This window comes from Curtobacterium flaccumfaciens pv. betae (genome assembly GCF_026241855.1).
Taxonomy (GTDB): domain Bacteria; phylum Actinomycetota; class Actinomycetes; order Actinomycetales; family Microbacteriaceae; genus Curtobacterium; species Curtobacterium flaccumfaciens.
Genome location: NZ_JAPJDC010000001.1, coordinates 862,381 through 889,118, shown reverse-complemented (window position 1 = coordinate 889,118; position 26,738 = coordinate 862,381). Strand labels below are relative to the sequence as shown.

Here is a 26,738-nt window from a genome sequence, read left to right as displayed (position 1 = left end):
CGTGTCTGTTCTCGACCCCACGACCACGACCACCGCCGGTGACCCCGGCGACGGCAACGCCGGTACGCCGGCGCACGTCATCGAGGTGAAGGGCGGCCGCACCCCGCTCTGGCGCAAGGTGTTCGGCACCTGGCGCGCGCGCATCGGCGGCAGCGCCCTGCTCCTCATCATCCTCTGGGCGTTCCTCGGCCCGTACCTGTACCACTGGAACGCCGTCGACTCGGACGGACTGGCGTTCGGCATGCCGCCGAGCGCCGCGCACTGGTTCGGCACGAACGACATCGGCCAGGACATCTACGCGCAGACCCTGGTCGGCCTGCAGAAGTCGCTGCTCATCGGTCTGATCGCCGGTCCGGCGGCGACCCTGATCGCCGGCATCGTCGGCGCGATCGCCGGGTACTTCGGCGGCGTCACCGACCGGCTGCTCGTGTGGGTCATCGACCTGCTGCTCGTGATCCCGTCGTTCTACGCGCTCGTGCTGCTCAGCCCGGTGTTCAAGAACCTGACGTGGGTGGCCCTCATCGTCGGCCTCGCGGTGTTCAGCTGGATGGTGATGGCCCGGGTGATCCGCGGTCAGACGATGTCCCTGCGCGAACGCGACTACGTCAAGGCCGCCCGGTTCATGGGTGTCCCGGCGTTCACGATCATCCGGCGGCACATCCTGCCGAACGTGGCGTCGCTGCTCATCATCGACGCCACGCTCGGCGTCGGAGCGGCGATCCTGGCGGAGAGCTCGCTGAGCTTCTTCGGCTTCGGCATCCAGATCCCCGACGTCTCGCTCGGTACCCTGCTCGCCGCCGGCAGCCAGTCCGCCGTCACCCGCCCGTGGCTCTTCGTCCTGCCCGCCGCGACGCTCGTCGCGACCGTGCTCTCGACCAGCCTGCTCGGCGACGCCCTGCGCGACGCCATCGACCCCACCTCCGGAGCCAACCGTGACTGAGCCGCTGCTCACCGTGTCCGACCTGTCGGTCACGTTCAACCCGAAGACCAAGCCCGTCTACGCGGTCCGGGGTGTCGACTACTCGGTGGCTCCCGGCGAGTTCCTCGGCATCGTCGGCGAGTCGGGTTCCGGCAAGTCGGTGTCCTCGATGGCCGTGATGGGCCTGCTGCCGTCGTCCGCCCAGGTGCAGGGCAGCATCCGGTTCGACGGACAGGAGCTCGTCGGCAGGAACGACCGCGAGATGTCGGCGCTGCGCGGTCGTGACATCGCGATGGTGTTCCAGGACCCGCTGTCCGCCCTGACGCCGGTGTACACGATCGGCCAGCAGATCATCGAGGGCCTGCGCCTGCACGACCGCTCCCTCACCCAGCACGCCGCACGCACCCGCGCCGAGGAGCTCCTGCGCATCGTCGGCATCCCGAACCCGGCTCGACGACTCGACGCGTTCCCGCACGAGTTCTCCGGCGGCATGCGACAGCGCGCGATGATCGCCATCGCCATCGCGAACGACCCGAAGCTGATCATCGCGGACGAGCCCACCACGGCGCTCGACGTGACGATCCAGGCGCAGATCCTCGACGTGCTGCAGACCGCCAAGGACATGACGGGCGCGGCCGTCGTGCTCATCACCCACGACCTCGGCGTCGTCGCCGGCAACGCCGACCGCGTCGCCGTGATGTACGCGGGCCGGATCGTCGAGACGGCGCCGGTGCTCCCCCTGTTCCGCGAGCCGGTGATGCCGTACACGATCGGGCTGCTCCGCTCGATGCCGAACATGACGTCCGCCCGCACCGAGCGGCTCGTCCCGCTGGACGGCCGCCCGCCCCTGCTCACGCAGAAGCCGACCGGCTGCCCGTTCGCCGACCGCTGCCCCGCCGTCATCGACGCCTGCCGCGACGGCGAACCCGCCCTCGTCGCACCGACGGTGCCGCAGAGCGCCGACAACCCGGTCCTGACCGGTGCCGTCCAGACGATCGGCAACGGCACCCTGCTCGACGACCACACCGCCGCGTGCATCCGTCGCGACGAGATCGCCGCCGGCACCCTCGAGCGCTCGGAGATCTTCCCCCGCCCCGAGGACGTCCCCGAGGCAGCGGTCGACCACGGCGACGAGGTCGTGCTCGAGCTGCAGGACGTCGTCAAGACGTTCCCGCTCACCAAGGGCGCGCTCTTCCGCCGGCAGATCGGCGAGGTGCACGCCGTCGACGGCATCTCCCTGACGCTCAAGCGCGGGCAGGTGCTCGGCCTGGTCGGCGAGTCCGGCTGCGGCAAGACGACCACCATCATGGAGATCCTCGAGCTCGCCGGTGCCCAGCACGGCACCATCCGGGTGAACGGCGTCGACACCGCCTCACTGTCCAAGAAGGACCGTCTTGCACTGCGTCGCGACATCCAGGTCGTGTTCCAGGACCCGATGGCGTCGATCGACCCGCGGCTCGACATCGGCTCGGTGATCGGTGAACCCCTCACCGTGCACGGCGTCGCGAAGGACGAGATCCGCCGGCGGGTGCGCGAGGTGCTCGAGCTGGTCGGGCTCGAGCCGAGCTACATCGACCGGTACCCGCACGAGTTCTCGGGTGGCCAGCGGCAGCGCATCGGCATCGCCCGTGCGCTCATCGTCGAGCCGAAGATCCTGGTGCTCGACGAGCCGGTCTCCGCGCTCGACGTGTCGGTGCAGGCCGGTGTGATCAACCTGCTCGAGGACCTCAAGCACCGCCTCGGGCTGTCGTACCTGTTCGTGGCGCACGACCTGTCCGTGGTCCGGCACATCGCCGACGACGTCGCGGTCATGTACCTCGGCCGCATCGTCGAGTACGGCGACGGCGACGCGGTATTCTCGGACCCCCAGCACCCGTACACGCGGGCCCTGCTTTCGGCCGTGCCGGTGCCGGACCCCATGGCCGAGGCCGCCCGCGGGCGCATCCTGCTCGACGGCGACCTGCCCTCCCCCACGGAGCGCATCGACGGGTGCCGGTTCCGCACGCGCTGCCCGCTCTACCAGCTCCTCGACGAGGGCCGGCAGGAGCAGTGCCGCACGATCGACCCGGGTCTCGAGCCCGTGCACGGCCGCGGTGTCGCCTGCATCCAGACCGACCAGGAGCACCTGCTCACCGAGCGGGTCGGCGCGGTCGTCTGACGACGCTGGTCACGTCGTGGACGTGACCAGCAGACGGACGGGAGGCCCGGAGCACGTCGTGCGCCGGGCCTCCCGTCCGTCCTGTGGTCGCGATCGCGAGCCGCGTCAGGCTCCCAGCCACAGGCTGAGCAGCGAGGAGGCGAGCAGCGCCAGCGCGGCTGCGCCGACCGTCAGGGCCGGCACGTCCCAGCCGCGAACGGCGTCACCGGCGCCGGTGCCGTCGCGGTGCTCGGACCAGCGGTCGAGCAGCACGGTCATCTCGTCGGGCTGTCGCAGGACCGCCCGCTCACCCCGCCGGGCCGGCTTCGGCCGTGGCAGCGACGGGCCGCCCCAGCACTGGACCTTCCGGCCGGCGACCGTCTCGATCACGATCTGCCAGCGGAGCCGGACGTCGGCGACGGCCTGCCACGGCACCACGGTGCGGCGGAGCGGGTTGACCACGGTGACCGCGCGCTCGTCGATGACGATGCACGGGCGGTAGGTCAGGACCCAGAGTGCCCAGACGAGCACGGCGATCGGGCCGGCGGCGCGGAGGACGACGTCCCAGCTCCCCCGGAACGCCGCATCGCCGAGCAGGAACAGCCCCAGGACGGCGACGAGGCCGGACGCCACCGCGCCCCCGCGACCAGCGCGGAGGACGACGGGGCGTCCGGCCTCGTTCGTGTCCAGGTGGATCAGCGTCCGAACTCGAACCCGGCGCCGGGGATGGCGGCCAGGAGGTCCTTCGTGTACTGCTCCTTCGGGGCGGCGAAGACCTCGTCGGTCGTCGCCTTCTCGACGATCTGCCCACGGCGCATGACGCAGACGTTGTCCGCGACGAGGCGGACGACCGCGAGGTCGTGCGTGATGAACAGGTACGTCAGGCCGAGCTCGGTCTGCAGCTCGGTGAGCAGGTCGAGGATCTGGCCCTGCACGAGCACGTCGAGCGCGGAGACGGCCTCGTCGAGGACGATGACCTCCGGCTTGAGCGCCAGCGCACGGGCGACGGCGATGCGCTGGCGCTGGCCACCGGACAGCTCGTTCGGGTAGCGGTTCACCATCGACTTCGGCAGCGCGACCTGGTCGAGCAGCTCGAGCACCCGGGCGCGACGCGAGGCCTTGTCGCCCACCTTGTGCGTGGCGAGCGGCTCGGCGATCGTGTTCCCGACGTTGTACATCGGGTCCAGCGAGCCGTACGGGTCCTGGAACACCGGCTGCACGCGACGGCGGAAGTCGAAGAGGTCCTTGCCCTTCAGCGCGCCGATGTCGATGCCGTCGAACTGCACGGTGCCGCTCGTGATGCTCTCGAGCTGCAGGACGAGCTTCGCGACGGTCGACTTGCCCGAACCGGACTCGCCGACGAGCGCCGTGGTGGTGCCCTTCTGGATCGAGAACGACACGTCGTCGACGGCCTTGAGCTCGCGGGTGGCGAGGCTCTTGCCGCGCAGCTTGTAGACCTTCTCGAGGTTCTTCACCACGATGAGGTCCTCGGCCGGACGGTGCTCGCGTTCCTGGGCCCGGGCGATCAGCTCGGCGTCGTCGTTGCCGGCGTCGGCGATCTCGACCCGCTGGTGCTGCACCTTCGACTGGATGCGACGGCTGGCCAGCGACGGGGCCGCCGCGACGAGACGCTGCGTGTACGGGTGCTGCGGGTTGGCCAGGATCTCCTTCGAGGGACCGGCCTCGACGACCTGCCCCTTGTACATCACGACGAGCTTCTCGGCACGCTCGGCGGCGAGCCCGAGGTCGTGCGTGATGAACAGCACCGAGGTGCCGAAGTCGCGGGTCAGGCTCTCGAGGTGGTCGAGGATGACGCGCTGGACGGTGACGTCGAGCGCACTCGTCGGCTCGTCGGCGATGAGCAGCTGCGGGCGGCTCGACAGACCGATGCCGATGAGCACGCGCTGGCGCATGCCGCCGGAGAACTCGTGCGGGTACTGCTTCAGGCGGGTCGACGCGTCGCCGAGACCGGCTTCCTGCAGGACCTCGACCGCACGGTCACGGACGGCCTTCTTGCCGGTCGCCATGCCGTTCGCGCGGATCGCCTCTTCGACCTGGAAGCCGATCGACCACAGCGGGTTGAGGTTCGACATCGGGTCCTGGGGGACGTAGCCGATCTCCTTCCCGCGGATCTCCGACATCTCCTTGTCGCTCAGCCCGACGAGCTCGCGCCCGTTGAACTTGATCGAACCGCCGGTGACCTCACCGGTACCGGGGAGCAGCTTGATGATCGCCTGGGCGCTCGTCGACTTGCCCGAACCGGACTCGCCGACGATGGCCAGGCGCTCGCCCTGCTCGAGGGTGAGGTTGACGCCGCGGACGGCCTGCACGAGGCCGCTCTGGGTCTTGAAGCCGACCTGCAGGTCGGTGATCTCGAGCAGCGGCGCGCCGGAACCACCGGTGCGGCTGCTGTTCGTCTGGGTCAGTGTCTCGCTCATCGGCGGGCCCTCGCCTTCGGGTCGAGCGCGTCGCGCACCACGTCACCGAGGAGCAGGAACGCGAGCACGGTGATGGACAGGGCAGCCGACGGCCAGAAGATGGTCGACGGGTTCGTGCGGATCGACGTCTGGGCGGTACCGATGTCGAGGCCCCAGCTCAGGGCCGACGGCGGCAGACCGATGCCGAGGAACGACAGCGTGGCCTCGGCGACGATGAACGTGCCGAGCGACACGGTCGCGACCACGATGACCGGAGCCAGCGAGTTCGGGATGACGTGGCGCAGGAGCGTCCGGAACCGGCTGACGCCCAGGGCCGCCGACGCCATGACGTAGTCGGCCTGCTTGGCGCTCAGCACGGCGCCACGCATGATGCGGGCGATCTGCGGCCACGCGAACGCCGCGAGGACGAGCGCGACGGTGATCGCGTTCCGCGCCGGGATGACCGACATGATCACGATCGCACCGAGCACGGTGGGGATCGAGAAGAAGATGTCACCGATGCGGGACACGATCGTGTCGAGCCAGCCGCCGTAGAAGCCGGCCAGGGAACCGATCACGATGCCGACGATCGACACCAGGATCGTCGCGACGATGCCGACGATGAGCGAGTTCTGGGCGCCCCAGATCACGCGGGCGTAGACGTCCGAGCCCTGACGGGTGAAGCCGAGGATGTGCCCGGCCTCGGGTCCGCCGTCGCTGTTGTCCAGGTTCGACGCCCTCGGGTCGACGTGGGCGAAGAGCCCCGGGAAGACCGCGACGACGATGATCAGCAGGATCAGGACCGAGGAGATCCAGAACGTCGGGCGGGTCCGCATCGACTCCCAGGCGTCGGTCCACAGGGAACGGGTCTTCTCGTCCTCGTTGACCTGGTCGACCGCCTGCAGGGGGGTTTCTTCGAGCGGGGCGACGTAGTGCGTCGCCGAGCGGGGTGCGGCGTTACTTGGCATAGCGGATCCTCGGGTCCAGGACGGCGTAGAGCAGGTCCACCAGGAGGTTGGCGAGCATGAAGATGATGACCATCACGGCGACGAAGGAGACCACCGTCGGGCCCTCGCCGAGCTTGACGGCACGGAACACCGTGCCGCCGACACCGTTGATGTTGAAGATGCCCTCGGTGACGATCGCGCCGACCATCAGGTTGCCGATGTCGACACCCAGGTAGGTCACCACGGGGATGAGCGAGTTCCGGAAGATGTGCACGCCGACGACACGACGACGGGGCAGGCCCTTGGCCGTGGCGGTGCGCACGAAGTCGGCGCTCATGTTCTCGGCGACGCTGGCCCGGGTCAGACGCACGATGTACGCGAACGACACCGACGCGAGCACGATCGCCGGCAGGACGAGTTCGCTCCACGGTGCCTCGCCGGACACCGTGACCCGGAACAGTCCGAGCTTGATGCCGAAGACGTACTGCAGCACGAACCCGACGACGAAGGTCGGCACCGAGATGAGCAGGAGCGACACGACGAGCGCGGTGGCGTCGAACAGCTTGCCCTTGCGCAGACCCGCGATGACGCCGACGACGATGCCGGCGACGGCCTCGAACACGAGCGCGAGGATCGCCAGGCGCGCGGTGATCGGGAAGGCCGACGCGAGCTGCTGGCTGACCGGCAGACCGGAGTAGGTCACGCCGAGGTCGCCGCGGAACACGCCGCCGATCCAGAGCAGGTACTGCACGATGAACGGCTTGTCGAGGTTGTACTGCTGACGCAGCGTCTCGATGACCTGCGGCGACGGCTGCCGGTCGCCGAACAGCGCGGCGATCGGGTCGCCGGGCAGCGAGAAGACCAGGAAGTAGATGAGGAACGTGGCCCCGAAGAACACGGGGATGAGTTGCAGGAGGCGCTTGCCGAGGTACCAGAGCATCAGATCACTGCCCGGTCCGGAGCGATGTCGATCAGGTTCATTGTGGTGAGGGGTGGACGGTCCGAGGGTCGGCACGGATGTCCGGTGCGGGAGGGCGCCCGCTGTGTGGGGGTGTTGTCACCGTGGTACGGGGGTTCGGGGACCTGTGCGGTCCCCGAACCCCCGTCCGGTGGTCGCGAGGCAGGATACCTGCTCGCGCCTTGGTCTCGAGGAGACCGGTGTTACTTCTTGACCTCGATGTCGTAGTACAGCGGCACCGAGTTCCAGCCGAACTTGACGTTCGACACGTTGTCCGCGTTCCAGACACCGGTCACGTTGGAGTACCAGAGCGGGATCTCGGGCAGGTCCTGGAACAGGAGTTCCTGTGCCTGGTCGAAGGACTTGTTGCCCTCTTCGACCGTCGCAGCCGAACGGCCCTTGGCGAGCAGCTCGTTGTACTCCTTGGAGTCGTACCGCGAGTAGTTGTTCGACGAGCCCTCACCCATGGTCGGGCCGAGGAAGTTGTACAGCGACGGGTAGTCGGCCTGCCAACCGGTGCGGCTGCCGCCCGTGAGCTTGTCGTTCGTCTGCAGGTCCAGGGCTTCCTGGAACGTCGGGATCGCGTTGCCCTCGGCCTTGATGCCGAGCGTGTTCGAGATCGAGTTCGTGACCGCGGTCACCCAGGCCTCGTGTCCACCATCGGCGTTGTACGTGATGGTGAGCGTGTCGTCGTACTTCGAGATCTTGTCGGCCTCGGCCCAGAGCTTCTTGGCCTCGGACTCGTTGTAGTCCAGGACGTCCGAACCCTCGAGGTCGTCGTTCCAGCCGGCGATCACCGGGGAGGTGAAGTCCTTGGCCGGGGTGCGGGTGCCGTCGAAGATCTTGTCGGTGATCTGCTTGCGGTTGATCGCCATCGAGACGGCCTCGCGACGCAGCTTGCCCTCTTCACCCTTCCAGTGGTCGAGGTAGTAGGGCAGGTAGATCGCCTGGAAGATCGCGGCGGCCTGGTTGACGTTCGAGTCCGGGAAGTCGGACTTGTAGGTCTTGAACGCGCTGTCCGGCACGGCGTCGAGGACGTCGAGGTTGCCGCCCTGGGCGTCGGAGTACGCGGTGTCCTGCGAGGCGTAGAACGTGATCGTGAGACCACCGTTCTTCGGCTTGCGCTTGCCCTCGTAGTCCTTGTTGGCGACGAGCTTGATGGACTGGTTGTGGGTCCAGGCCTTCTTGCCGTCGAGCTTGTACGGACCGTTGCCGATCGGGTTCTCACCGAACGCCTTGGTGTCGTCGTAGAACGCCGACGGGAGCGGCACGAACGCCGAGTAGCCGAGCGACAGCGGGAAGTCGGACTGCGCCGACTTCAGCGTGACGGTGAACTCGTCGTCGTCCACGACCTTGAGGCCGGTGAGCTCGGAGTCCTTGTCGGCGTCGTAGCCCTCGATGTTCTCGAAGAAGTAGCTGGCGCCCTGGGCGTTCGACTTCTGGGCTGCCCAGTTCCACGCCTTGGTGAACGACTCGGCCGTGACCTTCTCGCCGTTGGTGAAGGTGTAGTTCGTGTTGAGCGTGATGTCGAAGGTCTTCGAGTCATCGGTCTTGATGCTCTTCGCGACCTCGTTGACCGGCTTGCCGTCGGCGTCGTACGAGACGAGGCCTTCGAAGAGCGAGTCGATGATCTTGCCGCCACCGGTCTCGGTGGTGTTCGACGGGATCAGCGGGTTCTGCGGCTCGCTGCCGTTCGTGGTGACGATCCCGGACGCGTTCGCCGAGCCCGAGTCACCGCCGTTCGACGAGCTGTTGCTGGAGCAGGCGGTCAGGGCGAGTGCTGTGGCCCCGAGCACGGCGAGGGCTGAGAGCCCGGCGCGCTTCTTGATCAAGGTTCCTCCTGGTGCATGGGACGCGCAAGGGCACAGCGGTGTCACCCGGGCGCGTTTGACCTTTGCAGCGTAGGCAAGGTGAACAGCGGCGTCCAAACCCAGGGGCGAACGGTTACACGCCGGTAACCAAGTTGCACGATCCTTGCGGGAGGATGCAACATTCGCGCGCGTGCCGGTGAAGGGTGCGTTTTTGTTGCATCCGCATGAAATCCATTGCACTCCGTCACACTTCTGTGCAAGTCGGGCGACGGGCGAGCATCACTCAGGGGTACGGCTGAGGGGCTGCGTCGAGCGGTCAGGACCTGCCGTTGGTGGCGCGCCGAGTGGTCACGAACTGTCGGTGGGAGCGGGTCCGGACGACGGTTCGTGACCGCCCGGCGGAAGTGAGCGGGGTGTCTTGACCGGACGCCCGGACGCCCGGACGCCCGGACGCGACCGTGCCCCGCCCGGCGGACCGGACGGGGCACGAAGCGCTCGGCGACCGAGCGGGCAGCGACGACGGGGAGTCGGCGCCGGGGCGTCGGCGCCGGTCGGATCAGGCGAACGCCTCGATCGGCGGGCAGGCGCACACCAGGTTGCGGTCCCCGTACGCCTGGTCGATGCGACGCACCGGCGGCCAGTACTTGCGGCCGCTGATCCCCGGCAACGGGTAGACGGCCTGCTCGCGGGTGTACGCGTGCGCCCACTCCCCCGAGATCACCGACGAGGCGGTGTGCGGTGCATGCACCAGCGGGTTGTCGTCCGCCGGCCACTCCCCGCGCTCCACCGCTGCGGCCTCGGCCCGGATCGCGAGCATGGCGTCGACGAAGCGGTCGAGCTCGGCGAGGTCCTCGCTCTCGGTCGGCTCGACCATGAGCGTGCCCGCCACCGGGAACGACATCGTCGGCGCGTGGAACCCGTAGTCGACCAGGCGCTTCGCGACGTCGTCGACCGTGATGCCGGTGGTGTCGCGCAGCGGGCGGAGGTCGAGGATGCACTCGTGCGCGACGAGTCCGTCGTCGCCCGTGTACAGCACCGGGAACGCATCACGCAGACGAGCCGCGATGTAATTCGCGCCGAGGACCGCGGCCTCGGTCGCACGGGTGAGGCCCACGAGCCCCATCATCCGGACGTACGTCCACGTGATGGGCAGGATGCTCGGGCTGCCGTACGGAGCAGCACTGACCGGGCCACCGGCGTGCGCCAGGCGGTCGTCCGCCTCGGCGACGGTCGCACCGGAGCGCCGGTCGGCCTGCTGCGCGAACGGGTGCCCCGGCAGGAACGGTGCCAGGTGCGCCTTCGCGGCGACGGGTCCCACGCCGGGGCCACCACCGCCGTGCGGGATGCAGAAGGTCTTGTGCAGGTTGAGGTGCGACACGTCGCCGCCGAAGTCACCGAAGCGGGCGTGGCCGAGCAGCGCGTTGAGGTTCGCACCGTCGACGTAGACCTGGCCGCCGGCGTCGTGCACGGCGTCGCAGATCTCGCGGATGTCGTGCTCGTAGACGCCGTGCGTGGACGGGTACGTGATCATCAGGGCCGCGAGGGTGTCGGCGTGGGCGGCGACACGGGCCCGGAGGTCCTCGAGGTCGACGTTGCCGTTCTCGTCGCAGGCCACGACGACGACCTTCATGCCGGCGAGCACCGCGGACGCCGCGTTCGTGCCGTGGGCGCTCGACGGGATCAGGCAGACCGTGCGCTCGCTGTCGCCGTTGGCCTGGTGGTACCCGCGGATGGCCAGCAGGCCGGCGAGTTCGCCCTGGCTGCCGGCGTTCGGCTGCAGGGAGACGGTGTCGTAGCCGGTGACCTCGGCGAGCCACGACTCGAGGTCGCCGATCATGTCGAGGTACCCCTCGACGTCCTCGCGCGGTGCGAACGGGTGGATGTTCGCGAACTCCGGCCAGGTCACGGCGGCCATCTCGGTCGCCGCGTTGAGCTTCATCGTGCAGCTGCCGAGCGGGATCATGCCGCGGTCGAGCGCGTAGTCCTTGTCGGACAGGTGCTTGAGGTACCGCATCATGCGGGTCTCGCTGCGGTGTGCGCTGAACACGGGGTGCGTCAGGTAGTCGCTCTCACGCTGCAGGGCGGCCGGGAGGCCCGTGGCCGCGTCGCGCACGGCGGTCTCGGTCGCGGGGACGGTGACGTCCACCGCCCCGAGCACGCCCGCCAGCGCCACGACGTCGTCGGGCGTGGTCGTCTCGTCGACGGACAGCTGGAACGTGTCGGCGTCCACGACGTGCAGCAGGTAGCCGGCGTCCTGCGCTGCCGCGACGATCGCCTCGGCGCGACCGACGGCCCGCAGGGTGAGCGTGTCGAAGAAGGCGTCGTGCACGACCTCGACCCCGGCGTCACGCGCCACGGCGGCGAGTGCACCGGCGGTCCGGGCGACCCGTCCGGCGATGAACCGCAGGCCTTCGGGCCCGTGGTACACCGCGTACATCGAGGCCATCACGGCGAGCAGGACCTGCGCGGTGCAGATGTTGCTCGTCGCCTTCTCGCGGCGGATGTGCTGCTCGCGTGTCTGCAGGCTGAGGCGGTAGGCCATCTGGCCGTCGGCGTCGAAGGACACCCCGACCAGGCGACCGGGGAGCTGGCGCTCGAGGCCGGCGCGCACCGCGAGGTAGCCGGCGTGCGGGCCACCGAAGCCGAGCGGGACGCCGAAGCGCTGGCTCGTCCCGACGGCCACGTCGGCGCCGAGGTCGCCGGGGCTGGCGAGCAGGGTCATCGCGAGCAGGTCGGCCGCGACGACGGCGATGCCGCCACCCGCGTGGACCCGCTCGATGACGGACGACGGGTCGACGATGCGGCCCGAGGCGCCCGGGTACTGCACGATGACACCGAACGCACCGTCCAGCTGGTCGTCGCTCGGGCCGTCGGCAGCGTCGAACGCGCGCAGCGTGATGCCCACCGCGTCGGCACGGTGGTCGAGCAGCGCACGGGTCTGCGGCAGCAGGTCGGCGTCGACGAGGAACGCGTCACCCTTGACCTTGGACGCGCGGCGGGCGAGGAGCATGCCCTCGACCACGGCGGTGCCCTCGTCGAGCATCGAGGCGCCGGCGGTGGCCATGCCGGTCAGGTCGGACACCATCGTCTGGAAGTTGATGAGTGCTTCGAGGCGGCCCTGCGAGATCTCCGGCTGGTAGGGCGTGTACGCCGTGTACCAGCTCGGGTTCTCGAGCACGTTCCGCTGGATCACCGCGGGCGTGTGGGTGCCGTGGTAGCCGAGGCCGATCATGGCGCGGCGGACGGTGTTGCGGCCGGCCTTGGCGCGGAGCTCGGCGAGCGCCTCGGTCTCGCCGACGGCGGCCGGGATCACCGAGTCGGCGACGGGGCCGACGTGGATGGACTCCGGGATCGCCGCACGGACGAGGGCGTCGAGCGACGGCTGCCCGACGACGTCGAGCATGGCCTGCTGGTCGGCCGGGGTGGTGCCGATGTGGCGGTCGGCGAAGGACGTCTGGAGGTTCTCGAACGCGGTCATGCGATGGAGGCCCGGTACGCGTCGTGGTCCATCAGGTCCTCGGGGAACGAGGTGCCGTCGACCTTGATCTTCACGAGCCAGCCGGCACCGAACGGGTCCTGGTTGACGGTGTCGGGGGTGTCGACGACGGCGTCGTTGACCTCGACGACCTCGCCCTCGATCGGGGCGAAGAGCTCGCCGACGCTCTTGGTCGACTCGATCTCGCCGATCTGCGCACCGGCGGTGGTGGCGGTGCCGACGGCGGGGAGCTCGACGTAGACGACGTCACCGAGCTGCTCGGCGGCGTGGTCGGTGATGCCGACGGTGACGGTGTCGCCCTCGACGAGCAGCCACTCGTGGTCGGCCGTGTACTGGAGTGCGGTCTGGTCGGTCATGGGGTCAGCCTTTCGAGGCGCGGCGGTAGAAGGGGAACGCGGAGACCGTGCTGGGGACGGCAGTCCCGCGGACGTCGATGTGGAGGACCTGTGCCCCGTCCGACACGGCGGCGAGCGCGGCCGGGTCGACGAAGGCCATCGCGACCGGGTGGCCGAGCGTCGGCGAGAGCGCGCCCGAGGTCACGGTGCCGACGACCGTGCCGTCGAGCACGACGTCGTAGCCGGCTCGGGGAGCACGGCGTCCCTCGGTCACCAGGCCGACGAGCACGCGGGCGTCCGCGGACGGGGTGACGCCGGCCGCACCGACGAAGTCGCCGTCCTTGGCGACGACGCGGCCGAGGCCTGCCTGGGCCGGGCGGACGTCGGTGCCGAGCTCGTGCCCGTACAGGGGCATGCCGGCCTCGAGCCGCAGGGTGTCGCGTGCGGCGAGGCCTGCGGGGACGACCCCGCGGTCGGCACCGGCCTCGAGCAGGGCGTCCCAGAGCACCGGGGCGGTGTCCGGGTCGGTGTAGACCTCGAAGCCGTCCTCGCCGGTGTACCCGGTGCGCGCGACGAGCACGTCGGCACCGTCGAACAATGCGTGCAGCACCCGGTAGTAGCCGAGTTCGTCGAGCGGGGTCTCGGGCTGCAGGCGGTCGGCGACGACGAGGGCGTCGAGCGTGCCGGCCGCCGCCGGTCCCTGCACGGCGACGAGGGCCGTGGTGTCGGAGTCGTCGGAGACCTCGATGTCGAACCCGTCGGCCCGGGCGGTGAGCGCGCTGACGGCCACATCGCGGTTGGAGGCGTTCGCGACGACGAGGAAGACGTCGTCGTCGGTCCGGTACACGACGAGGTCGTCGAGGATCCCGCCGTCCTCGGCGAGCAGCAGCGAGTACTTGGCGCGGCCGATCGGCATGGCGCCGAAGGACCCGGCCAGCGCGTGGTCGAGGAAGGCGACGGCGTCGGTGCCGGTCACCCCGATCTCGGCCATGTGCGACAGGTCGAAGACCCCGGCGGCCTCGCGCACGGCGTGGTGCTCGGCGAGGTCCGACGAGTAGCGCACGGGCATGCGGTACCCGGCGAAGTCGGTGAAGGTCGCACCGGCGGCCTCGTGCACGGCTTCGAGCGGCGACGAACGCTGACCCGGCGTGGGCAGTGGGGACGGACTCATGGCGGAGTTCTCCTGGCATCGGCAGGGCCCGGCGACGATCGCCGGGTGGAACTCCCCCTCTGTCATGGGCCTGAGAGTTTCACCGCGGCCCGTGAGGTCCGGCGGCTTTCACCGTGGGCGAGACGACCGAGCGTCTGCTTTTCAGAGTGGCCTGTCCGCTGCGGTGTGGGACCTGAGAGATTGACGGGGGGATTGCTCCTTCGGTGCCGTGCGTGTGCCCGAGGGCACGACGTACCCGGAGGTACGTGCACGGCGTCTCCCGCGACGGATGAGCGGCCGGTGTGTTCAGTTGTCCGCCCAGAGCATACCGAGACCGCGTTACGAGCGTGTGTCGTGGCCCCGGCCTTCGACATCTCGTAGAATGCGGGGATGGCCGGACAACGATCGCGCCCCCGCGGGCAGCTGGAGCAGGCGGTGCTCGACGCACTCCGCTCCGCCGACGCAGGTCTCACCGCACGCCAGGTGCTCGACGCGTTCCCGGAGCCCCGCCCCGCGCTGACGACCGTCCTCACCGTGCTCGACCGGCTCGGCCGCAAGGGCCAGGTGGAACGGGAACAGCACGACGACGCTCCCCTGACGTTCCGCGCCGTGCACAGTCGCGACGAGCAGACCGCGTCGCTGATGTCGAGCGCGCTCGCCGCGTCCTCCGACCGCGAGGCCGCACTGCTGCAGTTCACCGGCTCGCTCGCCTCGGACGACCTCGAGGCCCTGCGCCGCGCCCTCGACGCCCGCGCCCGCTCCTGACCGGCTGCGCACCGTGGTCGTCGCCGGCATCGCGCTCATCGTCCTCGCACTCGCGGTGGTGGTGTTCGCGCCCCGGGTCCTGACCCGTTCCGCCTGGACGATCGACCTGCCCCGCACCGCGCTGGTCTGCTGGTCGGTCGCGGTCCTGCTCGGCGTCGTCGGCTTCGTGGTCGGAATCGCCCTCGTGGTGCTCGCGGACCGTCCGGTCACCGAGCTGTTCGGCGGGGACGGCTCCCCCACGCACGGCTTCAACGTCGGCGTCGCGCTGCTCGGGGTCGTCGCGTTCGTCGTCGCGGTCCGGGTGCGCCCCGGCCCGGAACACGAGGCCGTCCGGCAGGCGATGCGTTCCGGCGTCGCCCCGCACCGCGAGATCGACGGCACCCCCGTCGCCGTCGTCGAGGCCGACCACGCACTGGCGTGCGCCGTGCCGGGGCGGAGCGGTGGCGTCCTCGTCAGCACCGGCTTGGCAGACCGGTTGCGCACCGACGAACTGGAGGCCGTGGTCGCCCACGAACGCGCCCACCTGACCCAGCACCACGCGGCTGCGGTCGCGGTCGCCGAATCGATCGAACGTGCGGTCCCGTGGGTGCCCGGTGCGCGCGCCATGGCGCGGTCGACGCGTGTGCTCGTGGAGTTCGCCGCGGACGACGCGGCGGCCCGTCGCGTCGGACGCGATGCCCTGCGCCGGGCGGTGCTGGTGGCGGACGGGAGCAGTGCGCTCGGCGCGATCCGTGCCTCCAGGCTGTCGTGACGCACCACGTGTCGGGGGCGAGGCATATGGTGATCGGACCGTGAAGCCTTTGACCGAAGCCGACATCCGATCGTCGTTCGTGAACGCCACCCCCGACGAACTCGCACAGCTGCCCATCCCGGGCCTGCACGAGACGCTCTGGGACGAACGCGAGTTCCTGGGCTGGCGCGACCCGCAGGCCGCCCGCCGTGGGTACATCGTGTCCTGGATCGACGAGCGCCCCGTGGGCATCGTCGTCCGGTCCGCCGGTGGCTCGCTGCGCCCCGGCATCGCCGCGATGTGCTCGTTCTGCCACTCGCCGCAGCCCGCGACCCAGGTCCGGCTGTTCTCCGCCGCGCGTGCCGGTGAGTCCGGGCGCAACGGCAACACGATCGGCACGTACATCTGCGAAGACCTCGGGTGCCCGATGCTGATCCGCACCGCGCCCCCGCACCTGAACCCGCCCGCGACCATCGCGATGCGTGGTGCCTCCCTGCTGCAGCGCGTGCAGAACTTCACCGCGGACATCACCAAGACGGCGTGAGCCGGTTCGGCACCGCCCGCTGGGCCGTGGTCGAGGAACTCGGCGACGGCCGGTGGCGGCTGACCCTGCGGGACGAGGCCGACGACGAACTCGGCGCGTTCGGCCTGGGCGTCGAGGGGCCGTGGGACCCCGACGTCGAGCCGCACGTCGGGTTCGTGCTGGTCCAGCTCGGCTTGACGCTGCGCGGCGCTCGGCCGTGGCGCATCGACGAACTCGGTGACCACCGGGCGCCCGTCCTGTCGCTCGGCTGAGCGAGGATGCCCGACCGGCGTCCGCTCGCGCAGCCGGTCCGCTCGGTCAGTCCGCTGCGACGAAGTTGCGCAGGATCTCGCGGTCGTCGTCGGCGCGCATCGCCCAGGTGAGCTCGCTGCGGTGGTCGCTGCCTTGGAGGGGCAGGAGCGCCACCGTGTCGGGTGCGGCGAGCGCGGCGCTCTCCGGCACCACCGTGACACCGAGGCCCACCCCGACCAGGTGGAGCACGGTCGCCCAGGTCGTGGCCTCCTGCACGATGACGGGACGGCGGCCACCGGCGGTGACCGGTGCGAGGTTGCGCTCGGTCGCCAGGGCCCCCGCGACCGCCGGGAAGAACACGAACGGCTCGTCGACCAGTTCGGTGCCGCGGATGCGATCCCGATCCGCCAACCGGTGGCCTCGCGGGACAGCGGCGACGAAGGCCTCGGAACGGAACGGCAGCAGCCGCACGGCGGGGTCCGGGTCGGCATCGCGGACGACGGCGAGGTCGAGCTCGCCGCGGACGATCCGGGCGAGCAGGGTCGACGAGTACCCCTCGGTCAGTTCCACCCGGACCAGCGGGTAGCGCTCCCGGAACGCCTGCACGCGTTCGATCGGACCGAGGGGCAGCGCGGAGACGACGAACCCGACGTCGAGCCGACCGACCTCGCCCCGACCGACCCGAACCGTCTCGTCGAGGTCCCGTTGCACCTGCCCGAGCAGCGATCGCGCACGCCCCTGCAGCACCCGGCCGGCTGCGGTCAGGGCCACACTGCGGCTGGTCCGGACGAACAGGTCGACCCCGAGCGCGCGTTCGGTCCGCCGGATCTGCTGGGACAGCGCGGGCTGGGCGATCCGCAGCTGCTCGGCAGCACGGCCGAAGTGCAGCTCGTCGGCGACGGCCAGGAACGCCCGCAGCTGCCGGAGGTCGACGTCCGGTTCGCGATCCATGCACACAGCGTATCGATCAGCGTGAACGAGTATTGGACGCGACTGCATCGCCGCCGGAGGATGGCTGCATGCCCGAAGCGACCTCCACCGTCACCATCGCCGACCTCGCCACCCCCGCGGACGCCGAGGCGTTCCGCACGCTCAACGAGGCGTGGATCACCCGGTACTTCACCCTCGAGGACGAGGACCGCGTGTTCCTCTCCGACCCCGTCGGCCGCGTCGTGGAGCGGGGCGGGGCCGTCCTGGTCGCCCGGCTCGACGACCAGGTCGTCGGGTGCATCGGGGTCGTGCCCACCACCCCCGGCGTGTTCGAGCTCGTGAAGATGGCCGTCTCCCCCGACCACCAGGGGCACGGCACCGGGCGGAAGCTCATCACCGCGGCGCTCGACCGGGCACGCGAGCTCGGTGCACACCGCATCGACCTGGAGAGCAACGCGCGGCTCGCCAGCGCCGTGCACCTGTACGAGGCGTTCGGCTTCCGGCACCTGCGCCAGGACGAGGTCGCCCCGAGCCCCTACGTGCGGGCCGACGTGCACATGACCCTCGACCTGCACTGACGTTCGACCTGCACTGACGGGGGCCCGGTCCCGGTACGCTCGCGGCATGGCGACGTACGAGGTGCAGGCGGTCCGCGAGGCCGGCGCGTGGCAGGTCTTCATCGACGGTTTCATGGTGACCGAGGTGTCCCGGTGGCCGTCCGTCGGGTTCGTGGCCCGCGAGCTCCTCGCGATGGACCGTGACGACGACCTGCGCATCCGCGTCGTCGGCCGCAACCAGTACGTGGCCTGACCCCGGCGGAGCTCGATGACCCGGGCGGTCAGCGAGCAGCGGCGACCAGCTGTTGTGCTCGCTGGTGCGAGACGTGCAGCAGCGGTCCGATCTCACGCACCGTGAGCCCGCACTCGTGCAGGACCAGCGCCGCGGCGGCCGTCTCCTTCGCTGCCTCGACGCGTGCGCGCTCGGACTCCTCGCGGAGCGCGACCGCCCGGTCCAGGTGCGCCTGCGCCGCTTCGGGCATCGCCACCTCGACGACGAGTTCGAAGGACTTCGGATCGCGGTCGTCGTTCATCAGCGAGAGCCAGTCGCGAGCCATCAGCTCGATCTCTCGTTCGCGCTTCGCCTGCGTCCGGATGACGCCGTCGATCCAGATCACCCAGTACTTCTTGCCGCGCTCCGCGCGCACCGTGTGTCGGCTCATCGTCGCCCATCTCCTCTTCGGTCGCAGTCACGGAGGATGCCGCGCGCCGTCATCTCCTCCACCTCTCGGTGCCTCGGAACGACGACCGTGTTCCGACCGAAGCGGAACAGGTCGTGTCTCCCGCCGTGGCGGTGGAACACGAACTCGACGTCGTTCTCGTCAGCCTTCCGAGCGAGCCGGCGGAGCAACTCCGTGCGCTTCACCGTAGCTGGCCAACTGTGACTAGGCAATCCTGCCTATCTCGATTGGACACTGTCGGATCGGATCTCTGCATGCACCGACCGTGGCGGTCCGCGGAGCGCGATCCAGGAGACTCAACGCGATCTGTGAACAGATTTCAGCCAGGGCGAGTTGTGGAGGACGAGCCTTCCAGCCGCGTCGCCGGCACGCGCCGGTCAGGCGCGGGTCAGGAGCAGGTCAGGCGACGTGCCAGACCAGCCCCTCCTGCGCGCTCGACGGGTACGCCGCGGCGATCCGGAACACGGCCTCGCGCAGGGTCTCCGGTGAGCACGCCAGGTTGAGCCGGACGAACCCGCGACCCTCCGACCCGAACCCCAGCCCGGAGTTGAGCGCGACGTACGCGTGCTCCCGCAGCGGCACCGCGGGGTCGTCGCCGAGGCCGATGCCGCGGAAGTCGAGCCACGCCAGGTACCCGGCGCGCGGCCTCGTGTAGACGACCCCGGGCAGGTGCTCGGCGAGCAGCTTGGCGAGCAGTCGGTCGTTCGCCACGATGCGCGCCACGACGTCGTCGAGCCAGTCCGTCGCCAGGGTGAACGCCGCCAGGTTCGCGTGCAGCCCGAGGATGCTCGTGCGGCAGGCGACCTCCTCCCACAGGGTGTCGAGGAGCGCGGCGGTCCGGGGATCGCCGGCGACGATGACCGAGCACTTCACACCGGCGAGGTTCCACCCCTTGCTCGCCGAGGTCACGCACACGCTGCGGGCACCGAGCGGCTCGGCGACGGCGGCGAACGGGGTGAACTGCACGCCGGGGTGGGTCAGGGGCGCGTGGATCTCGTCGCTGATGACGAGGACGTCGTACTTCGCGGCCAGTTCGGCGATCGCCACGAGGTCGGCCCGGTCGTGCACGAGTCCGACGGGGTTGTGCGGGTTGCAGAGCAGGAACACCCCGACCCCGTCGGCGAACGCCCGCTCGAGGCCCTCGAGGTCGAGCCGGTACTGCCCCCACTGCTCGAGCAGCGGGACCTCCTCGACCTGACATCGAGCCTCTTCCACGAGCTCGAAGAACGGCGGGTACACCGGCGGCGTGATCGCGACCCGCCCACCGTCGGGCAGCGCGAGCCGCAGCGACTCGACGATCCCGACGCTGACGTCGGTGGCCAGGTGGATCCGCGACGGGTCGATCTCCCAGCCCCAGCGGTCCAGCGCGAACTGCGCGAAGGCGGGAGCGAGCGGCCCGGGGCCGTCGAGGTACCCGAGGTCGGACTGCGAGACCCGCTCGATCAGGGCCTGCCGGATCGCCGGAGCGACGTCGTGGTCCATCTCGGCGACGAACAGGGGCAGCACGTCGGGCGCGTACCGCGTCCACTTGATGCTCGTCCGGACCCCGCGGAGCGTGCCGACCGGGTCCTGCTCGTCGCTCGCCATGCGTCCCAGCATGCCCCTGCCAGGAGGCCCGGCGCGACTCCCGACGTCATCCCACGTCGTCTTCGGGTGGGCTTGCGGCCGGGGGCCGCCTCGTCTCGGGCCCCAGCGCCTAACGCGAGCCGGCTGGGTTCAGGGGCGAGACGGCCAAGCGCCTACTGACTGCAAGTACTCCGTGGCATCGGCATCCTCCCGGAATTCCAAGAGCGCCCCGACCTTCTGCAAGAGGACCTCGCGCACCTCTGCTGGAGTAGCGAAAAAGAACTCCTTGCGGGAATTGGCCTGATTCAGTGCCCGGGCCGCGAAGTGCCGGTGGAGCTGTGTCTCCAGGGTGACGGCGTCCTCGGAGAAGTAGATCGTGTGCACGTCGAATCGGAACGGCACTGAGGCTCCGCTCAGTTCGCTCACACGATCCAGAGGCTCAAGTCGTCGAGTCAAACCGATCTTGACGACGTCCGGACCGAATGCGCCCCTGTTCGAGATCACGTAGACGTAACCCGCACGGATGTTGGCAGCACGGAAGTCGTTCTGAGCGATGGCGTCATCGATGGCGAGCAGTCGATGTTCGAGGTCCGCGTCACTCTGCCCACTGCGGTGTAGCTGCGCGAGAGTCTGTTGAATGAGCGCGCGTTCTTTGTCGAGTCGCTCACGCTCGGCGTCGAGCTCCTGCTGAACGCGCCGCTCCTCACGGAGCTGCGCTCGCTCGTCGCGCTCCCGTTCACGCTCTTCCTGCTTCTTCATCAGCCAGTCAGCCGTGAGTTCGATTTCTTCTTCGCGAAGTGAGTGGAACCCGGGAGCGATCCGCATCTCCATCATCGAACCGAGCTTCGCAATGGCATCGCGTGACTTCTCGAGTCGGCGCTTCGCTGTCTCCGCATTTCCCGCACGAAGTGATCGGATTGAGTTGTCAGCTTCGGCGTTGTACGCGCGGAGCATCAGCTTTGACAGATCATCGGTCATCTTCCGTCCCTTCGCGAGGGAGTTGTCGAAAGTGAACATGTTCGAGCGTTCGATCGCCCGACCGGAGCGGACGAGACCGGCGATTCGTGCCTCGATGTCCTTCAACCGTTCTTTGTAGGCGGCCGCATCTTCGAGGGGATGGTGGTAACGGTAGATACCGACCTCTTGGAGGACCCGCTCATCATCAAGCGGCACAACTTGCTCGTCGGCGCCCGAGTTGAGGGCAGCACGGAGGTCCCGAATCGTGGCTTCGAGCGAATCGATCTTCTCGTCGCGGGAGTCCCCGTCGGCTTTCAGGCGTGCCGAGCGGCGCTCGCGGACAACAGCCGTGCTCGCAGGTTCTGCAGGACTCGGAAGCGAGGGTTGACCGGACGGTGTATGAGCATCTGGCGGCGGAGCCGGATCACCTTCTGCGAGCCACAATTCCCACCCCTCAGGAGGGGTGGGCCAGTCGGCGGGAGGGGTCCAAGACGGGGGCGGCGTCCATCCCACCGGCACCGCAGGCCAGCCCGGAGGCGGGTTGAACCGACGTCCAACGTTCACGAGCGGCGCACCCCGCCGGGGTCAACGACGACGAGTCCAGCAGGATTCTTCGAGGTAGCTGCTCCGAGGAGTTCCAGTGTCGCCGACGGCACAACCCCCGTGAGGTCGAACGCCGTGAATTGGTCCCGTGAGGCGCTCACGGCGACGAGCGGGAAGAAGCGATCCAGGCCGGTCGCGGGGTCTTTCGTCGCCGGTCCGACCTGCAGTGCCACCGTCTGAATGATGCCGCGGCGATCTGCTTCGAACACCTCGTGCAGCGTCCGCAGTGCGACCTGCGCCAACGCGTCGCCGTACCGCTCGTTGATGTCTTTCTTCGTTGCGGGGCTGCCGACGATCTCGTCGTTGGCCTTCACCCAGCGATAACCCTTGACGGCCGGGACCGCGTCCGGCGCCGGAGTCACCGCCCGGATGAGCGCCTCGGACGTACTTCCATCGAACTCAGCCTGGTGCGTCACCTCGAAGGCGTCCGGGTACACGGAGTTGGCCAGCACGATGTCGACGTACTCTTCGACAGCCTCGGTCACGCCGTAGCCGAGTCCGGCGATGAGCGCGTCGATCTCACCGTTGTGCTCCGCAACCTCAGCCTCGCGAAGTCGGCATTCAGCGTTGTAGCGCTCTCGCTCAGCGCCGAGGAGTTCCACCCGACGCTGTTCGATCTCGTTGTGCTGCCGGTCCGCTTGAGCCTGCCGTTCAGGCAAGGAGGCACGGAGTGCTTCCCACTCAGCAGACGCGGCCTGGAAACCGGCCCACCACTCTTGCTTCAGCTGATCGTGCTTCTTCTTCTTTCCGAACATCCCCTTCGGGGCCGGCGGTTCCTGCCACACCGGCTGCGGCGGCAGAACAAGGGGAAGCGGACGGGGGCGCGGAATCTCGAGATCTGGGTGCGGGAACGGCGGGTGGTTTGCCGTGCGCTTGAGCTCTTCGAGATCGACGTGGTCGTCAACGTCGAGCGTTGCAGCGAGAAGGTTCGCAATGGCTTCGTTGATCGCTTGGACCTCTGCGTTCAGCTCATCGGCCTCTGCCTTGCGCGCCTCACCGTAGGCAGCCTGCGCCTCGCGTTCGAGGCGCTTTCTTTCCGCGTCAGTGGCGCGAGCGGCAGCAGCATTCGCACGCTCCGCCTGCGCACGAGCGCGCTCGACCGCAGCGACGGCCGCCGCTTGCTGGCGCACTACCGCCGCTTGCTGGCGCTGCGCTCGAGCAGCGTTTGCTTCCGCGACCCGCTGTTGGTGTTGGATCTCCGCGAAGAATCCGCGCTTCCGTGCCACTGGTGGACCTCCCAAGTTGCTGACAACGGAAGCCTATCCATGACTGAAACTTCATCTACGGCATGACGCGAGCTCCTTTCGGTCTCCGCGTTGTCCGGCTGATCGGTCCAGCTTCGCGGACCGCTCGGCACTGCCCGCCCCGTCGGCCTACTGTCGGCAGCATGAGCACGAGCACCGCCGACAAGGCCGTCACCCTCAAGCAGCTGCACGAAGCCCCCGAGATCCTGCGCGTCGTGAACGTGTGGGACGCGATCACCGCCAAGGTCGTCAGCGACCTGCCCGGCACGAAGGCGATCGCCACCGCCGGGCACTCGATCGCCGCGTCGTACGGGTACGAGGACGGCGGCATGCCCCTCGACCTCGCCCTGTCCGGGGCAGCGGTCGTCGCCGCCGCCACGGACCTGCCGGTCACCGCCGACCTGGACGACGGCTACGAGGACCCCGCCGAGACGATCCGCCGCGCCATCGGCTCGGGCGTCGTCGGCGCCAACGTCGAAGACCGGCTGCGTCCCTTCGACGAGGCCGTCGCCCGCGTCGCCGCGATCACCGCCGCGGCACAGGCCGAGGGGGTCGACTTCCAGCTGAACGCCCGCACCGACGCGATCGTGCGCGGCGGCGACCGCCCGATCGACGAGAGCATCGAGGACGCGATCACCCGCGGCAAGGCGTTCCTGGACAACGGCGCCGCCCTGGTCTTCGTGCCCGGCGCGATCGAGCGTTCCGTGGTCGAGCGACTCGTCGCCGGTCTGGGCCGCGGCAAGCTCTCGGTCATCGGCCTGCCCGGCGCCCTGCCCGCCGCGGAGTACGAGGCGCTCGGCGTCGCCCGCATCTCGTACGGCCCGCTCACGCAGCGGGTCGCGCTGCGCGCGCTCCGTGACCTGGCGACCGACCTGTACGCCGACGGCGTCGTGCCGGAGGACACCCCGACCCTGAACTGACGGAGCGGATGGACGGGAGGCCCGGTGCCAGCTGGCACCGGGCCTCCCGTCCATCCCGTGGTCGCGTCACGCGACCCGCTCAGCTCAACCGAGCGCCGGATACAGCGCGGGCGTGGTGCGCGCGTGCGTCTCCTGCTCGAAGGCGTAGCCGAGGCCGATGACCGTGCTCTCGTCGAACGAGCGGCCGAGGAACTCCAGGTTCACGCCGGCACCGGTGATCGTGTTGTCGGCAGCGGTCGCCTGGCCCATCGGGACGGTGATCGCCGGCATGCCGGTGTTCGGGCTGAGGCGCATGTTCGTCGACTGCGTGCCGTACGGCGTGCCCGACGGGTAGACGAGCGCGTCGAGGTCCTGGTCGTCGAGCATCTGCGTCACGAGCTGCTTGCCGGTGGCGAGCTGCGTCGTGTGCGACCCCGTCGGTCCGGCCCACGCCTGGTACTGCGCGTCCGTGATCAGGTCGCGCGACTGGTAGGTGCTCTTGCGGCTCGGCACGTACTCGCCCGAGGCCAGGATGCCCTGCAGCGAGCGCGCGGCGACGTCGGGGTCGAGGTGCTTCGCCACGTACTCGTCCAGGTCGTGCTTGAACTCGTTCGTGCTGCCGCTGCCCTCGGACAGGACCCGGTTGAAGGCCGTCGTCGCCGTGATCGGGACGACGGTGGCACCGGCGGCCTCGAGCTTCGCGACGGAGGCGTCGAACAGACGCTTCGTCGTGGCGTTCGTGCCGACCATGCTCGTCACGTAGCCGATGCGGGAGCCCTGCAGGGAGTCGGCGTCGAGCGACGACGTGTACGACGTCGGCACCTTGCCGGCCTGCGCAGCCGTCGCCGGGTCCGCCGCGTCCACGCCGGTGACGGCGTCGAGCGCGACCGCGGCGTCGGTCACCGAGCGGGCGATCGGGCCACCGGTGTCCTGCGACAGGGCGAGCGGGATGATCCCGTCGCGGCTGGTCAGGCCGACCGTGGGCCGGATGCCGACGAGCTGGTTGTACGTCGACGGCACACGGATCGACCCGCCCGTGTCCGTGCCGAAGCCGATCCCGGCGAGGTTCGCGGAGATCGCCGCGCCGGTGCCGCCACTCGAGCCACCGGCCGTCTGCGCCGTGCTGTACGGGCTGGCGACCAGGAGCGACGAGCCGGCGGGCTGGTTCGACGAGAACTCGGAGACGAAGCCGAAGGCGAACTCGTCGAGGCTGGCCTTCGCCAGGATCACGGCGCCGGCGTCGCGGAGGCCGGTGACCATCGCGGCGTCGGTGTCGGTCTGGTTGTCGTCCCAGCAGCCGCAGCCACCGGTGGTCGGCATGTCCTTCGTGTCGTAGTTGTCCTTCACCGCGATCGGCACGCCGAGCAGCATGCTCGTCATCCCGTGCTCGGCGCGCTCGGCGTCCGCGGTCTTCGCGGCGGCCAGGGCGTCGGCGTTGGTGGTGACGATCGAGTTGAGCGGGCGCCCGGTCGACGCGGTGTCGACCTTCGCGCGGTCGTAGGCGGCGATGCGGTCGAGGTAGTCCTCGGTGATCGCGACCGACGTGGTGACCCCGGCGTTCATCGCGGCCTGCATGTCGATGGTCGACGCCTCGACGAGCTGGAAGGGGCCGTCGTCGTAGATCATCCGCTGGGACAACCCGGCCAGGTCGGCGACGGTGATGGTGCCGTCGGCGTCGGTGTCCGCGGCGCTGACCGTCGCCCAGTCGGTGCTCGCGGTCGTCGCACCGAGGTGGTCGGTGAGCACGGCGAGGTCGGCCTGGGTGACCTGGTCGTCGCTGGTCAGGTCGAGGTCCGTGTAGTACGGCGCGAGCATGGCGGCGGGGCTGGCGTCGACGGCCGCGGGTGCGGCGGCGGTGATCGCGGGGGTCGCGGCGAGGACGGTGCCGACGAGGGCGATGAGTGCGACGCCGGCGATGGTGGTGCGCTTCTTGCTGGCGGCCTGCTTGCGGGCGGCCTGCTTCGTGGCGGTCATGCGGAGGCTCCGGTGCGGTCGCGGCGGGCACGACGGGCCCGCAGGGTGATCAGGGTGCCGCCGGCTGCGAGCAGGGCGATGGACGCGGCGATCCACGGCGCGACGTCGGCGCCGGTCCAGGCGAGGTTGCCTCCGGCAGGACGGTCGTCCCCGCCGGCTCCTGCCCCGGCGGTGGCGCCGTCGGTCGGCTCGGCGCCCGGTGCCGTCGGGTCGCCGGGGCCGGCGGGGGCACCCGTGCCGCCACCGGCGCCGGGCTGCGTGGTCGCACCCGGCGTCGGCGTGGCCGTCGGGGCGGTGGTCGCGGCCGCGGCGACCACGACGGTGGTGCTCGCCGGGTCGTCGAGGGTCGTCGACGTGCCGTCGGAGCCGAGGAGGGTGATGCTCGTGACGTCGAGGTCGACGCTGCCGACCGCCGTCGGGGTCAGCGAGATCGAGGTGGCCAGGTCGCCGTCGAGCGCCGGTGAGGTGCCGAGGCGGGTGTGCACGATCGTCAGGGCGTCGCCGTCCTGCTCGACGCTGTCGAAGCCACCGTCCGGGCCGGTGACGCTGTCGTCCCGGTACTGCACCGAGTCGGCCTCGAGCGTGATCTCGTACGCGTAGACGTCGGCCGTGTCCGGGATCGTCAGGTCGACGTCGAACGCGGTGCCGACGGTCACGGTGGCCGGGGCGTCGATGGCGGCGGTGGTCGCGGTGGGTGCTGCCTGGGCCGGAGCGGCCGTCAGGACGGCGAGGCCGAACGCCCCGGCGGCGACGAGCGTCGAGGAGACGATCGTCGCGCGGGGGCGCAGCCGTGGTCGGTGCTGCATGGGCGCAGTTCCTTCGGGTGGGGTGGAGGGGTGCTGAGCGGGTACTCAGTGAACCGAAAGCTAACGGGGTGCTGTTTCCGGT

Annotated in this window: 24 protein-coding genes and 2 riboswitches; of the genes, 9 read left to right on the top strand and 15 right to left on the bottom strand. The window is 70.0% G+C overall.

Going from position 1 to position 26,738, the window contains the following annotated elements:
- Position 1 precedes the first annotated feature (1 nt).
- Entirely contained in the window at positions 2 to 940 is a 939-nt protein-coding gene (locus tag ORG17_RS04245) for an ABC transporter permease (RefSeq protein WP_083404166.1), read from the top strand.
- A complete protein-coding gene (locus ORG17_RS04240) occupies positions 933 to 3,077 on the top strand; it encodes a dipeptide ABC transporter ATP-binding protein (RefSeq protein WP_110864436.1) in 2,145 nt (714 codons plus the stop codon). The genes ORG17_RS04245 and ORG17_RS04240 overlap by 8 nt, the downstream gene beginning before the upstream one ends.
- 105 nt (positions 3,078 to 3,182) lie before the next feature.
- On the opposite strand, the gene ORG17_RS04235 is transcribed toward ORG17_RS04240, so the two are convergent.
- The 8 genes from ORG17_RS04235 to gcvT all read right to left on the bottom strand — a co-directional run bounded on the left by ORG17_RS04235 (position 3,183) and on the right by gcvT (position 14,191).
- A complete protein-coding gene (locus ORG17_RS04235; protein ID WP_214527098.1) occupies positions 3,183 to 3,689 on the bottom strand; it encodes a PH domain-containing protein in 507 nt (168 codons plus the stop codon).
- A 62-nt stretch (positions 3,690 to 3,751) separates the two neighbouring features.
- Entirely contained in the window at positions 3,752 to 5,494 is a 1,743-nt protein-coding gene (locus ORG17_RS04230; protein WP_071244949.1) for a dipeptide ABC transporter ATP-binding protein, read from the bottom strand.
- On the bottom strand, positions 5,491 to 6,441 hold the full coding sequence (locus ORG17_RS04225) for an ABC transporter permease (RefSeq protein WP_027464554.1): 951 nt from the start codon (positions 6,439 to 6,441) through the stop codon (positions 5,491 to 5,493). Before ORG17_RS04225 ends, ORG17_RS04230 begins: the two co-directional genes overlap by 4 nt.
- Positions 6,431 to 7,360, bottom strand: coding sequence for an ABC transporter permease (locus ORG17_RS04220; RefSeq protein WP_027464553.1), 930 nt, complete (start codon positions 7,358 to 7,360; stop codon positions 6,431 to 6,433). The genes ORG17_RS04225 and ORG17_RS04220 overlap by 11 nt, the downstream gene beginning before the upstream one ends.
- Before the next feature lie 221 nt (positions 7,361 to 7,581).
- Complete coding sequence (locus ORG17_RS04215; protein WP_027464552.1) at positions 7,582 to 9,210, bottom strand: peptide ABC transporter substrate-binding protein; 1,629 nt, start codon at positions 9,208 to 9,210, stop codon at positions 7,582 to 7,584.
- Positions 9,211 to 9,745: 535 nt separating this feature from the next.
- Positions 9,746 to 12,667, bottom strand: coding sequence for an aminomethyl-transferring glycine dehydrogenase (gene gcvP, locus ORG17_RS04210; protein WP_214527096.1), 2,922 nt, complete (start codon positions 12,665 to 12,667; stop codon positions 9,746 to 9,748).
- Positions 12,664 to 13,041, bottom strand: a complete 378-nt coding sequence (gene gcvH / locus ORG17_RS04205) for a glycine cleavage system protein GcvH (protein WP_027464550.1) — start codon at positions 13,039 to 13,041, stop codon at positions 12,664 to 12,666. Before gcvH ends, gcvP begins: the two co-directional genes overlap by 4 nt.
- 4 nt (positions 13,042 to 13,045) lie before the next feature.
- Complete coding sequence (gene gcvT / locus ORG17_RS04200; protein ID WP_214524190.1) at positions 13,046 to 14,191, bottom strand: glycine cleavage system aminomethyltransferase GcvT; 1,146 nt, start codon at positions 14,189 to 14,191, stop codon at positions 13,046 to 13,048.
- A gap of 49 nt (positions 14,192 to 14,240) precedes the next feature.
- Positions 14,241 to 14,342, bottom strand: a riboswitch (glycine riboswitch).
- Positions 14,343 to 14,463, bottom strand: a riboswitch (glycine riboswitch). It lies immediately after the preceding riboswitch.
- 97 nt (positions 14,464 to 14,560) lie between these two features.
- Between gcvT and ORG17_RS04195 the strand changes: the two genes are divergently transcribed.
- The 4 genes from ORG17_RS04195 to ORG17_RS04180 are packed head-to-tail and all read left to right on the top strand — an operon-like array spanning position 14,561 to position 16,460.
- Entirely contained in the window at positions 14,561 to 14,935 is a 375-nt protein-coding gene (locus ORG17_RS04195) for a BlaI/MecI/CopY family transcriptional regulator (protein WP_027464548.1), read from the top strand.
- A 13-nt stretch (positions 14,936 to 14,948) separates the two neighbouring features.
- Positions 14,949 to 15,686 (top strand): M48 family metalloprotease, encoded by a 738-nt coding sequence (locus tag ORG17_RS18270; protein ID WP_071244952.1) that lies wholly within the window; start codon positions 14,949 to 14,951, stop codon positions 15,684 to 15,686.
- 40 nt (positions 15,687 to 15,726) lie between these two features.
- Complete coding sequence (locus ORG17_RS04185; protein ID WP_027464546.1) at positions 15,727 to 16,209, top strand: FBP domain-containing protein; 483 nt, start codon at positions 15,727 to 15,729, stop codon at positions 16,207 to 16,209.
- Positions 16,206 to 16,460, top strand: coding sequence for a hypothetical protein (locus ORG17_RS04180; protein ID WP_017887084.1), 255 nt, complete (start codon positions 16,206 to 16,208; stop codon positions 16,458 to 16,460). The genes ORG17_RS04185 and ORG17_RS04180 overlap by 4 nt, the downstream gene beginning before the upstream one ends.
- 46 nt (positions 16,461 to 16,506) lie before the next feature.
- Here the strand turns inward: ORG17_RS04180 and ORG17_RS04175 are convergent, their stop codons facing one another.
- Positions 16,507 to 17,391, bottom strand: coding sequence for a LysR substrate-binding domain-containing protein (locus tag ORG17_RS04175; RefSeq protein ID WP_214527094.1), 885 nt, complete (start codon positions 17,389 to 17,391; stop codon positions 16,507 to 16,509).
- Between the two features lie 68 nt (positions 17,392 to 17,459).
- Between ORG17_RS04175 and ORG17_RS04170 the strand changes: the two genes are divergently transcribed.
- Positions 17,460 to 17,948: a GNAT family N-acetyltransferase gene (locus ORG17_RS04170; protein WP_214527092.1), complete on the top strand. Its 489-nt coding sequence runs from the start codon at positions 17,460 to 17,462 to the stop codon at positions 17,946 to 17,948.
- A gap of 46 nt (positions 17,949 to 17,994) precedes the next feature.
- On the top strand, positions 17,995 to 18,180 hold the full coding sequence (locus ORG17_RS04165; RefSeq protein ID WP_017887087.1) for a hypothetical protein: 186 nt from the start codon (positions 17,995 to 17,997) through the stop codon (positions 18,178 to 18,180).
- Positions 18,181 to 18,208: 28 nt separating this feature from the next.
- Here the strand turns inward: ORG17_RS04165 and ORG17_RS04160 are convergent, their stop codons facing one another.
- The 4 genes from ORG17_RS04160 to ORG17_RS04145 form a co-directional block, all read right to left on the bottom strand.
- Positions 18,209 to 18,589, bottom strand: a complete 381-nt coding sequence (locus ORG17_RS04160) for a hypothetical protein (protein ID WP_111056986.1) — start codon at positions 18,587 to 18,589, stop codon at positions 18,209 to 18,211.
- A 417-nt stretch (positions 18,590 to 19,006) separates the two neighbouring features.
- Entirely contained in the window at positions 19,007 to 20,194 is a 1,188-nt protein-coding gene (locus ORG17_RS04155) for a MalY/PatB family protein (RefSeq protein WP_071244960.1), read from the bottom strand.
- A 129-nt stretch (positions 20,195 to 20,323) separates the two neighbouring features.
- On the bottom strand, positions 20,324 to 21,574 hold the full coding sequence (locus ORG17_RS04150) for a DUF4041 domain-containing protein (protein ID WP_250892377.1): 1,251 nt from the start codon (positions 21,572 to 21,574) through the stop codon (positions 20,324 to 20,326).
- Between the two features lie 116 nt (positions 21,575 to 21,690).
- Positions 21,691 to 22,959, bottom strand: coding sequence for a hypothetical protein (locus ORG17_RS04145; protein WP_301565271.1), 1,269 nt, complete (start codon positions 22,957 to 22,959; stop codon positions 21,691 to 21,693).
- Positions 22,960 to 23,120: 161 nt separating this feature from the next.
- Between ORG17_RS04145 and ORG17_RS04140 the strand changes: the two genes are divergently transcribed.
- Complete coding sequence (locus tag ORG17_RS04140; RefSeq protein ID WP_214527088.1) at positions 23,121 to 23,897, top strand: isocitrate lyase/PEP mutase family protein; 777 nt, start codon at positions 23,121 to 23,123, stop codon at positions 23,895 to 23,897.
- An 84-nt stretch (positions 23,898 to 23,981) separates the two neighbouring features.
- On the opposite strand, the gene ORG17_RS04135 is transcribed toward ORG17_RS04140, so the two are convergent.
- A complete protein-coding gene (locus ORG17_RS04135; RefSeq protein WP_214527086.1) occupies positions 23,982 to 25,850 on the bottom strand; it encodes an amidase family protein in 1,869 nt (622 codons plus the stop codon).
- Positions 25,847 to 26,656, bottom strand: coding sequence for a hypothetical protein (locus ORG17_RS04130; protein WP_214527084.1), 810 nt, complete (start codon positions 26,654 to 26,656; stop codon positions 25,847 to 25,849). The genes ORG17_RS04135 and ORG17_RS04130 overlap by 4 nt, the downstream gene beginning before the upstream one ends.
- Positions 26,657 to 26,738 lie beyond the last annotated feature (82 nt).

What these genes read in the sequence shown, in the direction of transcription:
- ORG17_RS04230 (WP_071244949.1), bottom strand. Translation starts at nt 5,494, where the DNA reads ATGAGCGAGACACTGACCCAGACGAACAGCAGCCGCACCGGTGGTTCC.
- ORG17_RS04225 (WP_027464554.1), bottom strand. Translation starts at nt 6,441, where the DNA reads ATGCCAAGTAACGCCGCACCCCGCTCGGCGACGCACTACGTCGCCCCG.
- ORG17_RS04220 (WP_027464553.1), bottom strand. Translation starts at nt 7,360, where the DNA reads ATGCTCTGGTACCTCGGCAAGCGCCTCCTGCAACTCATCCCCGTGTTC.
- gcvP (WP_214527096.1), bottom strand. Translation starts at nt 12,667, where the DNA reads ATGACCGCGTTCGAGAACCTCCAGACGTCCTTCGCCGACCGCCACATC.
- gcvH (WP_027464550.1), bottom strand. Translation starts at nt 13,041, where the DNA reads ATGACCGACCAGACCGCACTCCAGTACACGGCCGACCACGAGTGGCTG.
- gcvT (WP_214524190.1), bottom strand. Translation starts at nt 14,191, where the DNA reads ATGAGTCCGTCCCCACTGCCCACGCCGGGTCAGCGTTCGTCGCCGCTC.
- ORG17_RS04195 (WP_027464548.1), top strand. Translation starts at nt 14,561, where the DNA reads ATGGCCGGACAACGATCGCGCCCCCGCGGGCAGCTGGAGCAGGCGGTG.
- ORG17_RS04175 (WP_214527094.1), bottom strand. Translation starts at nt 17,391, where the DNA reads ATGGATCGCGAACCGGACGTCGACCTCCGGCAGCTGCGGGCGTTCCTG.
- ORG17_RS04170 (WP_214527092.1), top strand. Translation starts at nt 17,460, where the DNA reads ATGCCCGAAGCGACCTCCACCGTCACCATCGCCGACCTCGCCACCCCC.
- ORG17_RS04165 (WP_017887087.1), top strand. Translation starts at nt 17,995, where the DNA reads ATGGCGACGTACGAGGTGCAGGCGGTCCGCGAGGCCGGCGCGTGGCAG.
- ORG17_RS04160 (WP_111056986.1), bottom strand. Translation starts at nt 18,589, where the DNA reads ATGAGCCGACACACGGTGCGCGCGGAGCGCGGCAAGAAGTACTGGGTG.
- ORG17_RS04155 (WP_071244960.1), bottom strand. Translation starts at nt 20,194, where the DNA reads ATGGCGAGCGACGAGCAGGACCCGGTCGGCACGCTCCGCGGGGTCCGG.
- ORG17_RS04140 (WP_214527088.1), top strand. Translation starts at nt 23,121, where the DNA reads ATGAGCACGAGCACCGCCGACAAGGCCGTCACCCTCAAGCAGCTGCAC.
- ORG17_RS04135 (WP_214527086.1), bottom strand. Translation starts at nt 25,850, where the DNA reads ATGACCGCCACGAAGCAGGCCGCCCGCAAGCAGGCCGCCAGCAAGAAG.
- ORG17_RS04130 (WP_214527084.1), bottom strand. Translation starts at nt 26,656, where the DNA reads ATGCAGCACCGACCACGGCTGCGCCCCCGCGCGACGATCGTCTCCTCG.